We start from the raw sequence: 11916 nt of genomic DNA, 5'->3' as shown, positions 1-11916 counted from the left end.
TGTACTCCTTAAGCATCCGTGCCGGTCTCAACGCGCTGGGTAATGCCGCGCATGCGGGGATCGCCCAGATCGCGCAGGCCGTCGCCCAGCAAGTTAAATCCCAATACCGTGATGGCGATAGCCAAGCCCGGCCACAGTGCTAGCTGCGGTGCTGTGGCCAGCGAGGACTGAGCAGACTGCAACATGCGACCCCAGCTTGGATCAGGAGGCGGGGTGCCAAGACCCAAGAAGGACAGCCCAGCCTCCGCCAGAATCGCGAGCGCGAAGGATACGGAAGCCTGCACGATGATGACGGTGGCAATGTTGGGTAGGACGTGCTTCATCGCAATGAACCACGGGGACTTGCCGGACAGGCGTGCCGCGTCGATGTAGTCGCGCGCCATGATCGATAGGGTAGCGGCGCGCGCCACACGGGCAAACGCTGGCACGCTGGCTACACCAATGGCCACCATGGCGGTCAGCGTTGTGGCGCCAAAGATTGCGGTAAAAACAATAGCCATCAGCAGTGCGGGGAAGGCCAGCAGCAAGTCAGCGCCACGCATGGTGAGGGTCTCCGCGAAGCCACGCTTCATACCAGCCCACATGCCCAGTGGCGTGCCAATCAGTGCGGCCACTGCCACGGCAACCACACCCACGAGCAACGTGATACGGGCACCCACCATGATCTGGCTGAACACATCGCGGCCGTACCGGTCCGTGCCCATGAGGTGCTCTAAGCTCGGTCCCTGCAGGCGAATTGCAGCGTCAGTAAATAGCGGGTCGTGGGGTGTCCACACCATAGATACGAGTGCCATGATGGACACGGCAGCAACGATGACCAGCCCAATCACACCGGTTGCTCCCATGCCGGCAAGGGCGCCACGCAGCTTCGAGGGCTGAGAAATTTGGGTACTCATTAGCGTGCCTCTCCTCGAGTACGTGGGTCAACAATCTGGTAGCTTAGGTCCACAATCGCATTGACGATCACGGCAAACAGAACCAACACCATCACGATCGTCTGAACAGTGGGTAGGTCTCGTGTAGTGACAGCTGTCAGCAACATGGAGCCCAACCCTGGAATGACAAAAACCTTCTCAATGACAACGGCGCCGACAAGCAGGGAGGTCAGCTGCAAACCGGTCACCGTCAGCACGGGTAGCGCTGCGTTGCGCAGACCATGGTTCTTCAATGCGCCCCATACGCTCAGGCCCTTCGCGCGGGCGGTGCGCATAAAGTCCTCATTCATCACATCGAGCACGGCGGAACGAACGTAGCGGGTCATGATGGCGCCCTGCACCAACCCCAACGCACAGGCCGGAAGAATCAACCGGGACACGAAGCCCAGGACATCATCCTCGGGTACCACCCAGCCGCCGGAGGGCAGCCAACCAAGCTGAATAGCAAACAGTGCCACCAACAAAATGCCGGCGAGGAAGCTCGGGATCGCAATACCCACCTGGGAGAGAGCCGTAATGGCTACGCCATCGGCGAACTTGGCGCGCCGGGCTGCCCACATGCCCAGTGGCAGTGCCACCAGCAGTGCGAGCGCCATGCCTGTGCCCACCAAGATCAGGCTTACCTGCAACCGGTCAGTAACCATGGGGGAGATGTCTGTGCCGGACGTCAGCGACGTACCGAAGTTCCCGGTGACAAGGCCACCGATCCAGGAAAGGTACTGCTCGTGCAGCGGCCGGTCGATACCCATGCTGGATTCCAGATCCGCGATGGCCTCATCCGTGGCATTGACACCCAGCGCAATTTCGGCTGGATTACCTGGCACAATGCGCAATGCGATGAAGATGACTACGGAGGCAATGAACAACGTAAGCAGGTAGCGCCCTAGTTGTCTCGCCACCACCGCGGCGAAGCTGGGGGCTTTATGGGTAGCTGTGTTGGCGCTCATTTAGTTGCCGCCTTTCGAGATGCCAGCGAGCCTGAGCTCGTCAGTGACGGTGTTGACCGGCATGCCCTCTACACCGCGGCGCGTGACCACAATGTTGGGGAAGTTGAACAGGGTGTTGGCTGCGGCCTCGTCCATGATCTCGGCCACCGCCTCCTTCATCAAAGTTGGGTACTGATCTTCTGGGGCCCTGTCGGCGTCAGCAAGCAACGCGCGAACGCGCTCGGAGTCGAAGCCCAAGTAGTAGTCAGGGTTGCCAAACAAGGCCGGGATGTCGCGGGCCTCAACGTGGGCGATCAAGGACATGTCATAGTCCTTGCCCTGCATCACCTTTGCCAGCCACACGGCGGGGAACTCGTTCGATTCGATTGCTACTTCGAATCCGATCTCCGTGAGCTGGGAATACAGCATCTCGCTCGAGGCTTGCGCGTAGGGCAGGCTCGGCACGGAGATCGTGATGTGCTTACCCACGGCGCCTGCCTCCTCCATCAGGGCTCGCGCCTTGTCTGGGTCAAAATCGTACTGGGACGCACCGGTGTACCACGGGTCGGTCGGTGGCACCGGCTCGCCGCCGGTGTCCGTGCCGTAGCCGTCCCAGGCGGCGTCGATGATCGCCTGGCGGTCCACGCCGTACATCACCGCTTGGCGCACCCGCACGTCATCAAACGGGGCACGGTTGTTGTTCATGCTCAGCACCACCTCACCGTTGGTGGTGCCCACCTCAGTGGTGAGGTCATCCTGGGCGTTGAGGACGTCAATGAGCTCAGGGTTCTGCAGACCAATCGCAGCATCCACATCACCAGTGCGGACAGCATTCGTGAGAGAGATGGCGTCGTTAAAGTAACGCAGCATTGCTTTAGCATTTTTCGGCGCCTCACCCCAGTAGTTGGTGTTCGCCTTAAAGCTCAGTGCCGTGCCCACAGCCCACTTGTCCAGAACGTAGGGGCCAGTGCCCACTGGGTTTGTGGCGAGTTCATCCACGCCACCTGGCGTCATCATCGCGCCGATGAGCGTGCCCATGTTCCACAGCCACGTGTTGGATCGCTCCGCCAAGGTTACTTTCAGGGTGTATTCATCCACCGCTTCAACGTCCGTCACCTTGCTCATGGGGGCTTTGAGCCCGTTGGTCCACGCATCGGACTGAACGCGTTCGATGGAGAACTTGGCGCTTTCAGCGTTAAAAGGCTCCCCGTTGGAGAAGGTCACGTTCTCTCGGAGATGGAAGACGTATTCCTTTCCGTCTGCACTTTGGTCCCAGCTTGTGGCCAAGAGCGGTTCTATTTCGCCATCCTGGTTGATGCGTACCAAGCCCTCGTAGATGTTGCCCATCATCGCTTGCGGGATTGCTGCGCCCGAGGTGGTGGTGAAGTCGAGGCTGGCTGGGGGTGATGTGGCGCCCACGATCAAGGTGTTCGTGCTTTGGGAACCGTCCGTGACGGTTTCATCTTCAAAACTGCCCACAGCGGTGTGGCCCGCGGAACATGCAGTAAGTGTTAGGCCTACCACTGCCAATGCGGTAGCGACAATGCGGCGGCTCGTGAAACCTTGAGTCGCTCGGGATCCAACCCCTGAATTCAACATAGTCACAAATGGTAAGACCAAAGTTCGGCATTAGGAAACTCAGGGCGCACTTCATGAATGGAGCGGGTGGGGGCTTGGGGTTGATGCGCTTCGCCGGTGGCCAGGTATGCACACTGGGTGGGGTTGCCACGGGGTATGGAACGCGTGGGTGTGGCCTTTGCTGCCCTGTGACTGGAAGCACTGCCTAAAAACTCTTAACAATGAGATGCCTCAGTAGCCTGCCAGCGCAGTGATGAGTGGGCTGAGCATGGCGGAAGTAGTGCGCAAATACTAATACTTTCGTGTTACAAAATGGTAACGAACATGTCTCCCCAATATTACGGTTAGGACTCGTCTTTGTAACTATGCCCGCGCGCCCTACTAGACGTGTCACAAGTTTTCCGAGGTTACACCGTATAACTGGCCCGCCAGTGGGGTATCTGCCCCTCACGAAAATGACTTTGGTGCTACGTGAATTCCAATAACCTCTCAAGGGTTGTCTATTTCTACGTGAAAGAACAAAATGTCCTCAAAGATCAATCGTATTGATGTGGAACCGCAGTCGCGCGGTGAGTCCACGTCGCGTTCGGAGCGCTCCAAGAGCGCCAAGTCCGATCCATTCATCTTTTTCGGCGCGCTCGGCTTCATCCTTGCCTTCGTTGTCATCACCATCATTGCCGGTGATTCCGCGACCGAGTCCTTTACCTCAGTTGCCGGCTGGCTTCTGGAGAACTTTGGCTGGCTCTACATCGGTGGTGCCTCCGTCATCTTCCTGTTCCTGATCGGCATTTTCATGTCTAAGTACGGCCGGATTCGTCTGGGTGATGATGACGACGAACCGGAGCACTCCCTGATTGCATGGTTCTGCATGCTCTTCGCCGGTGGCGTAGGCGCCGTGCTCATGTTCTGGGGTGTGGCTGAACCACTCAACCACGCAGTAAATGTCCCCATGGCTAATGCGGAATCCATGAGCGAAGATGCCATTCATCAGGCATTCGCGTTCACCTTCTACCACTTCGGCCTCCACATGTGGGCCATCATTGCCATGCCAGGTTTGGCCCTCGGCTACTTCATTTACAAGCGCAAGATGCCGCCACGTGTGTCGTCCATCTTCGCGCCCATCCTCGGTGCCAAGATCTACGGAACACCCGGCAAGCTGATTGACGTTCTGTCCATCTTGGCAACCACCTTTGGTATCGCCGTTTCTGTCGGCCTCGGCGTCCTGCAGATCAACGCAGGCCTGAAACACCTGTGGGGCGTTCCAGAAATCTCTTGGGCGCAGCTGATCATCATCACCCTGATCACCGCAGTTGCGGCAGTATCCGTGGCAACGGGCTTGGAAAAGGGCGTTAAGTTCCTCTCCAACCTCAACATTGGCCTCGCGGTTGTACTGATGATCTTCATCTTGCTTACTGGCCCAACCCTGACGCTTCTGCGCTTCACCACTGAGGCTTTCGGCATTTATGCGGGTGCGCTGCCAGAGATGATGTTCTGGGCGGACTCCTTCAATAACAACCCTGGCTGGCAGGGCAAGTGGACAGTCTTCTACTGGGCATGGACCGTCTGCTGGTCTCCGTATGTAGGTATGTTCGTTGCCCGAATCTCGCGTGGTCGCACCGTTCGCGAATACATTGGTGGCGTTCTTCTCCTGCCTACCCTGTTCTGCGTCATCTGGTACTCCATCTTGGGACGCGCAGGCATTGAGATCGAGAGCAATAACCCAGGCGTGTTGTCCGATCCGGTCGTTCGCGACGGTAACGTGCCATTCTCACTGTTTGGCTTCCTGGAGTACTTCCCATGGACGCTGGCAACCTCCATCCTGGCGCTGATCATCGTGGTCCTGTTCTTTGTTACCTCGATTGACTCCGCCGGCATGGTCAATGACATGTTCGCTTCCGGCGAAGAAGACAAGACCCCAGTGATCTACCGCATCATGTGGGCCGTTTCCATTGGCTTGGTTGCTGGCGCGCTGCTGCTGATCTCCCCAGACACCGGCATTGCTACGCTCCAAGAAACCGTCATCATCGTGGCGTTCCCGTTCTTCCTCATCCAGTTCATCATGATGTACTCCTTGCTGAAGGGCATGAGTGATGACTCCGCCGCTGAGCAACGAGTGGTTACCAGGCAGTGGAAGAAGACGGACACTGCAGAGAAGCTGGAGAAGCACGAGGCCAAGGCCGCGCCGGGTTATGACGAGGACGGCAATGCGTTGCCACTGGTCACCCTCGAGCACGATGAGGATGGCAACATTGTCATTCCTGGCAACGTCGTCATCGCGGGCGACATCTCCGTTGAAGGTGACGTAGTAGATGACCCTGAGGAACCTCATGCTCAGCAAGGCCACAAAGTCATCGAACAGTCTGCACCAAAGGATCGTGACTCCTGGAACTAGCTAATAGAAGCTAGTTGGTAGAAAAAATCCACCATCACCTACGGCGAAATCCGCAGGAGATGGTGGAATTTTTTTATCTTCTACTGGTCCGTGGCTTCCAGGTCCCACGCATCAGCCAGGATGTCCATGGTTTCCAAGGTCTGGTCGAAGGTAGGAGTGCGGAAGGAGATCATAAGCTCATCAGCTTGTGCGTGCGCCGCGAACTTATCTAGGTACTCCTTGATTTCAGTCCCCGTTCCTACCGCGGTGTAGCGCATCATGTCCAACAACTGTGCACCGGCGGCGGATGCCATGACCTGGTCCAGCTGCTCCTCGGTTAGATCCTGTCCGCGGCTTGCCATGCGGCGAACCCACTCGCGGCCTACTTCCGCGAAGCGGTCGTGCGCCTCCTGCTGGGTGTGAGCTCCGGTGACGTTGACCGCCGCAATAACGTATGGCTCTGGGTGGGCCGCGCTTGGTTGGAAGTTCTCGCGGTAGTACGACACTGCCTGCGTGAGCATCTGCGGCGCAAAGTGTGATGCAAAGGCGTAAGGAAGGCCCAGCTTTGCCGCCAGCTCAGCGCCGAACATGGATGAGCCCAAGATGTACAGCGGCACGAAGGTGCCGTTGCCGGGTACGGCCTGGACGCCGTCGATAAGCGAATCGTCCTGCGCGAGGTAGTGCTCCAGCTCCACTACATCATCGGGGAAGGAAGCTGCGGCGTGTGGGCTGCGGCGAAGCGCACGCCCAAGAGTCATTTGGTCAGTTCCGGGAGCGCGGCCTAGGCCCAAGTCAATGCGGCCAGGGTAGAGGTGGGCCAGGGTACCAAACTGCTCTGCGATCACGTAAGGGGAGTGGTTGGGCAACATGATGCCGCCAGCGCCAAGGCGGATGTGCTTGGTGTGGGCACCCACATGGGAGATGAGCACAGCTGGTGAGGACGAGGAGATGGTAGGCATGTTGTGGTGCTCGGCGTACCACATGCGCAGGTAACCTCGTGCCTCAGCCTGTTGCGCAAGCTGGACGCTGCGTTTGAAACTGGTGGCTGCGTCTTCCCCTTTGTAGATGGTGGCAAAGTCAAGAACTGAAAGCGGTAGTTTCGACATGGGTTCCTTACATAGCTAATAGATTCTGGTTGCTTCAACAAACAAGCACAGGCGTAAATTCCAACAACGAAAAACCTCCCCGAAGACTGGTCTCACGGGGAGGTAGAACTGGTGAAGCTCTTATATCTCGCGCACGGTGGCGTCTTTTTTGGACGCGGTGACGTCAATGATCAGGCCGATGACGTAGGCCACGGCGACAGGCAGTGTCCATCCGAGGTCAAAGCCGGACAGCGGTGCCCACTCCACCACAGATGGCGCGATCACCATCAGTGCAGAGAAGATTACGGACACCCACGCTGCTAGGCGGAAGCCGTAGATGACGAAGGATTCGTTGCCGGTGATCTTCTGAATGAGAACATCCACCAAGGTGGCTGCCACCACGGTGATGGCGATCGGGTACAGGAAGCCAATGATTGGGCTGGCAATGTCCAGGACCGTCTGCAGGCCAAGGCTGGCTACACCGAAGGAAACAACGGTGAACACAACGAGCCAGATCTTGTAGGGGACCTTAGGCATGAGGCGGTTGAAGAACTCACTGCAGGCAGCGAGCAAACCAACTGAGGTGGTTAGGCAGGCAAGGAGCACGATGAGGCCGAAGGCAACCTGCCCCGGCTTGCCCATCATGTCTTGGGCTGCGGTCGATAGCAGTGCGGCGCCGTCAGGGAAGTTCTGGCCGCCCTCAATGGTGTAGCCGATGTAGCCCAGACCAACGTAGATGACGGCGAGAAGGCCGCCGGCAATAAGTGCAGACGCGGTGGTCATCTTGATCACGGTGCCGGAAGGAATCTTCAGCTGCCGTGCCTCGTTCTCGTTCATGCCGTTGCTGATCGCGTAGGAAACAGCCTCATGGCGAAGCGATGAGATCACCAGGGTGCCAAATGCTAGGGCGGCCAGAGAGTCCATGGTCATGTAGCCATCAAGCAGGCCGAAGACCAGAGGGGACTCAGTGTATGGCTCCATGGGGGTCATCTCAGCACCGGAGAGCATGAAGATAGCCAACGTAATCATCAGCGCCAAGAGGACGAGCAGCGCTGGGGTGAGAACCTTGCCTAGGTTATTAATCAGGTTGGAGGGGTTAAGCGCCAAAGCCATGGATAGGCCAAAGAACAGTACGTTGAAGACGATGGAGGCAAAGGTAGACTCCCACCCGAACACAGGGGAAACGGCGGTGGAGAAGCTTACCGCGCCCGTGCGCGGAATGGCGTACATTGCGCCAATGGCAAGGTAGATGGCAACGGGAAAGCCGACAGCAAAAATCGTGCCGCCGCGGCTACCTAGCGAACGCGCATCGCGGCCAGAGAGCGCAACGGCAATGATGGATACCACGGGCAAAATTACGGCGCCCAATAGGAAACCGGTAATCGCTTGTGGGAAGTGGCTTCCGGCCAACGCTGCTACTACTGGTGGGAAGATGAGGTTGCCGGCGCCGAAGAACATGGAGAACAGCATCAGCGAGATCGCGACGATGGCGCTCGCGGGGACTATCGCTGTCTTAGTGATACGCGTGCCACGGGTGTATGTGGTTTTCATAATTCCTTGTGAACGTAAGTTGTGGGTTCTACTCAGTGAAGCCCTAGGCCGCGCGTTCGGTGTGCGCATGGGAGAAGTTCACCAAGCTCGATGAGGGTCATTGTGCCACAAATGTATGCACCGCTAAAAATGGTTGTGAGCAGGTGCTTTTGTAATAAAAATGAAGAAACCGCCCGTCGCTGCTCCAGCCAAGCAGGCAGTTCACGCTACGGGCGGTAAAAGGCTTCGTTACTTAATAGATTCAGCAAGCTGGGAGACGGCGCGTTCGAGGATCTCGCGGCTGGTGGCAAAGTTCAAGCGAACGAAACCAGCGAACTGCTCGCCAAACCACGCGCCATCATTCATCATGACCTTGGCGTTGTCGAGGAAGAACTGGCTTGGGTTGGTAGCACCACCCGGCAGCGCCACCTCGCGGCAATCCAGCCACAGCAGGTAGGTGGCGTCCATGGGCGGAACCTTGATTCCTGGCAGAGCTTCCGGCAGGGCCTTGGCTAGGTACTCGTAGTTGGACTTGAGATACGCGATCTCTTCCTCCAGGAACTCTACGCCTTCGCGGTAGGCGGTCTCCGCAGCGATAAGGCCGATGGTGGATACGCCATCTTTAGCCACGGGGGACAGTGACTTCCAGTGCTTGACATCGGTTTCGTTAGAGAAAATAATCTGCGCGCACTTCAATCCGGCGGTGTTCCATGCTTTGGAGGTGGCGGTTGCTGTGATGCAGACCTTGGCGGCGGTGTCGGAGACACCGGCGGTGACGGTGTGCTTGCCGGAGTACACCAGCGGTGCGTGGATCTCGTCGACAAGCACGCGGGCATCGTATCGAGCTGCGAGGTCACACAGCTGCACCAGGAAGTCCTCGTCAAAGGTGTAACCCAACGGGTTGAACGGGTTACACAGGATGATGGACCCAGCGCCGTCCTTGAATCCCTGCTCCACGGCGTCCAAATCTAAGCCGCCGGTGGCGTCGATGAAGATTCCTTCGCGCCGGGTTGCGGCCAAAAGGTTCACAAATGGTGGGTAGGCGGGGATGGGGACAATGACCTTGGAGTCAGGCTTGGTAAACCAGGTGACGGCCAGTTCGAGGGCGCGTACCACATCCGGCACGGCGAAGATCCACTCTGGGTTCGCGTCGAAGCCATACCTAGACTGGTAAAAATCCGCGGTGGCGGAAGGCAAGCCGGGGTTATCCGGCTGGTAACCAAAGGTTTCGTTTTCAACGGCTTTGGCAAGTGCCTCTTTCACCGGCGGACAGGTAGCAAAGTCTGATTCCGCCACCCACAGCGGGATAACGTCCTGCGGGTAGCGCGTCCATTTCATGGTGTGACGTGCTTGTAGTTGTTCGTAAGAAGGGAAAGTTAGGCTCATGGATTAAGACACTACTACCGTGAGTTTCCGGCGCCGAAGGCAATGGATTGATCATGCTTTCCGACGCCCCACCGATCCCAACGCTACCTGCGCCTTTTTCGGCCTCGGTGCGGGCAGGGGGTTGGTGAATAAAAATGCGCGCCCTTAGGCGCGCACTAGACCGAGGGGTCTACTTTTTAAATGGAGGAGAATCCGTACTTCTTCAGCTGCTCCTTGTGGGCTTCTACAGAATCCGGATCGGCTTCATTCCACGTGCGTGTGAGGGACAGCAGCTCATCATAGATGCCGCCCGAATGGGCCAGCTGCGCGGGTGAGCCAATCTCATCAACTTCGCCGTTCTTCAGCGTGACAATGGTGTCCACGTCCGCGATGGTGGACAGACGGTGCGCGATGATCAACGTCGTACGGCCAACCATGAGCTGCTCCAAACCGGACTGCACGGCTATCTCACTCTTGGTGTCCAATGCGGAGGTAGCTTCATCCAAAATTAGAACCGGGGCGTCCTTGAGCATGGCGCGGGCTACGGCAACACGCTGTTTCTGTCCGCCAGATAGCCTCAGTCCCTTCTCACCAATGATGGTGTCGTAGCCATCGGGGAAGGCCATGATGAAGTCATGCGCATTCGCCCTCTTCGTTACCGCAATGATCTCCTCGTCAGACGCATCAGGGCGAGCGTAGGCAATGTTTTCCCGGATGGTGCCGGAGAACAGCGCAGGCTCCTGGAACACGACGCCCACGGAAGCGCGCAGTTTCTCCGCACTGAGCTCGGCCACCTCGTGGCCAGCCACTGTGAGCGATCCCGACTGCGGGGCGTAGAGGCCGAGCAGGAGATTAACAATGGTAGATTTTCCGCCACCCGATTCACTCACCAGAGCCACTTTCTGCCCAGCAAAGGCGTCGAAGCTCAAGTTCTTCAGCACCGGTTCGCCGGCTTCGTAAGAGAAGTCCACGTTGTTGAATCGAATCATCGGCACGCGAGAGCCCTCGGCGTGGGAAGGGACCTCCAATGGCAAGACGGCGTCCTCATCCAAGTCCGGGACATCGGTCGACGTGGTTGCTGCCACAATTTGCTTGTTTACGGTTGCCTCGAGAGGCTTCTCCATGACCTCGAAGTAGTCCTTGGAACCGGCAATCGCGCGCTGGAGTTGGTCCACCAGCCAGCTCATCATGGTCATCGGCTGCCGAGCCATGTTCACCAACTGAAGCAGCAACACCATATCGCCCAAGGAGAAGTGACCGTGCAGCGTCCGATAGAACAACAGTAGGTAGATTCCAAAGAACACCACGTCCATCACACCGCCGCGGAGCGTGTCCATCAGGTGCCACCACTTGGACTGATCTCGAGTGTGGTCAATGGTCTTGCCAAAGCGACGGCTAAACATAGCCAGCTCTCGCAGCTCAGTGACAAAAGACTTCACTACCTTGACCTGGGAAACAACCTCCGCGAAGCGGCCACCGGCCAAGTCAATCTGCTCATTCTTTGCAGCCTCGATCTTCTGCCACTTCTTACTGGTCAGCGCTGTCAGCCACATATAAATAGGGATCACCACGGCCAACAACACCGCAAGCGGCCAGTAGTACCACGCAGAGATGCCCAAAACCGCGAGCAACGTGATGATCATGGGGAAGAAATTATTACTCATGGACTGCAGCGTCTGAGTAATGGAGGTGATCGAGCGATCAAGGCGCGCGATGATGGCGCCGGTGACTTGATTATCAAAGTAGCGCTGAGGCATGCCCAGTAGCTGGGCGTAGTAGCGGGTGGAAAGGATCTGGCGCAGGCGTGCAGCAAGTACGTCACCAACGTATCCGCCGATATTGCGCAGGATAGTGTTGGCCAGCTGGGCAACCAGGACGATCGCCGCAAGCCACATGATCCGGGTAGTAGCGGCGCCAAGGTCTCCGTCTCCGGAGACAACGTTCACGATGGTGTCAGTCGCATCCTTCAAAATGAACGGTGTGGCCAGTGCAAGCAAGCTCAACACAATGGCTTGGATGATCACACCCAAGTAGTAAGGCCACAAACTGGAAGCAGAGGACAAAATCTTAGCAATGGATCGCACGCAAGCAGCTTAGTAGTAGCACGTAGAGGACACAAAGCCTCA

At 57.6% G+C, this 11916-nt stretch carries 8 protein-coding genes; 1 reads left to right on the top strand and 7 read right to left on the bottom strand.

Annotation, left to right across the window (positions count from 1 at the left end; genetic code table 11):
- Positions 1-8: 8 nt before the first annotated feature.
- From ACXM2N_RS08675 to ACXM2N_RS08665, 3 genes are read right to left on the bottom strand one after another with little or no spacing between them, the layout of a single operon-like run.
- Positions 9-845 (bottom strand): ABC transporter permease, encoded by an 837-nt coding sequence (locus ACXM2N_RS08675; RefSeq protein WP_458491096.1) that lies wholly within the window; start codon positions 843-845, stop codon positions 9-11.
- 50 nt (positions 846-895) lie between these two features.
- The gene (locus ACXM2N_RS08670; protein WP_458487847.1) at positions 896-1882 is read right to left on the bottom strand and encodes an ABC transporter permease; all 987 of its coding nucleotides are present in this window, start codon (positions 1880-1882) and stop codon (positions 896-898) included.
- Positions 1883-3460: an ABC transporter substrate-binding protein gene (locus ACXM2N_RS08665; RefSeq protein ID WP_458487845.1), complete on the bottom strand. Its 1578-nt coding sequence runs from the start codon at positions 3458-3460 to the stop codon at positions 1883-1885.
- A 502-nt stretch (positions 3461-3962) separates the two neighbouring features.
- On the opposite strand from ACXM2N_RS08665, the gene ACXM2N_RS08660 reads away from it, so the two are divergent.
- Positions 3963-5831 (top strand): BCCT family transporter, encoded by a 1869-nt coding sequence (locus tag ACXM2N_RS08660; protein WP_458487843.1) that lies wholly within the window; start codon positions 3963-3965, stop codon positions 5829-5831.
- A gap of 80 nt (positions 5832-5911) precedes the next feature.
- Here ACXM2N_RS08660 and ACXM2N_RS08655 read toward each other — a convergent pair whose 3' ends face one another.
- The 4 genes from ACXM2N_RS08655 to ACXM2N_RS08640 all read right to left on the bottom strand — a co-directional run bounded on the left by ACXM2N_RS08655 (position 5912) and on the right by ACXM2N_RS08640 (position 11874).
- Positions 5912-6916: an LLM class flavin-dependent oxidoreductase gene (locus ACXM2N_RS08655; protein ID WP_458487841.1), complete on the bottom strand. Its 1005-nt coding sequence runs from the start codon at positions 6914-6916 to the stop codon at positions 5912-5914.
- A 120-nt stretch (positions 6917-7036) separates the two neighbouring features.
- The gene (gene brnQ / locus ACXM2N_RS08650) at positions 7037-8446 is read right to left on the bottom strand and encodes a branched-chain amino acid transport system II carrier protein (protein ID WP_458487839.1); all 1410 of its coding nucleotides are present in this window, start codon (positions 8444-8446) and stop codon (positions 7037-7039) included.
- Between the two features lie 228 nt (positions 8447-8674).
- Positions 8675-9811 (bottom strand): MalY/PatB family protein, encoded by a 1137-nt coding sequence (locus tag ACXM2N_RS08645; protein WP_458487837.1) that lies wholly within the window; start codon positions 9809-9811, stop codon positions 8675-8677.
- 176 nt (positions 9812-9987) lie between these two features.
- Positions 9988-11874 carry an ABC transporter ATP-binding protein gene (locus ACXM2N_RS08640; RefSeq protein ID WP_458487835.1) on the bottom strand — a complete coding sequence of 629 codons (1887 nt, stop codon included), beginning with the start codon at positions 11872-11874 and terminating at the stop codon, positions 9988-9990.
- Positions 11875-11916 lie beyond the last annotated feature (42 nt).

Source organism: Corynebacterium sp. ZY180755 (assembly GCF_054331495.1).
The sequence above is the reverse complement of the archived record's forward strand: the minus strand, read 5'-3'. Positions and strand labels throughout refer to the sequence as shown.

Coding starts and splice junctions, on each gene's coding strand:
- ACXM2N_RS08675 (WP_458491096.1), bottom strand. CDS start 845: ATGGGAGCAACCGGTGTGATTGGGCTGGTCATCGTTGCTGCCGTGTCC.
- ACXM2N_RS08670 (WP_458487847.1), bottom strand. CDS start 1,882: ATGAGCGCCAACACAGCTACCCATAAAGCCCCCAGCTTCGCCGCGGTG.
- ACXM2N_RS08665 (WP_458487845.1), bottom strand. CDS start 3,460: ATGTTGAATTCAGGGGTTGGATCCCGAGCGACTCAAGGTTTCACGAGC.
- ACXM2N_RS08660 (WP_458487843.1), top strand. CDS start 3,963: ATGTCCTCAAAGATCAATCGTATTGATGTGGAACCGCAGTCGCGCGGT.
- ACXM2N_RS08655 (WP_458487841.1), bottom strand. CDS start 6,916: ATGTCGAAACTACCGCTTTCAGTTCTTGACTTTGCCACCATCTACAAA.
- brnQ (WP_458487839.1), bottom strand. CDS start 8,446: ATGAAAACCACATACACCCGTGGCACGCGTATCACTAAGACAGCGATA.
- ACXM2N_RS08645 (WP_458487837.1), bottom strand. CDS start 9,811: ATGAGCCTAACTTTCCCTTCTTACGAACAACTACAAGCACGTCACACC.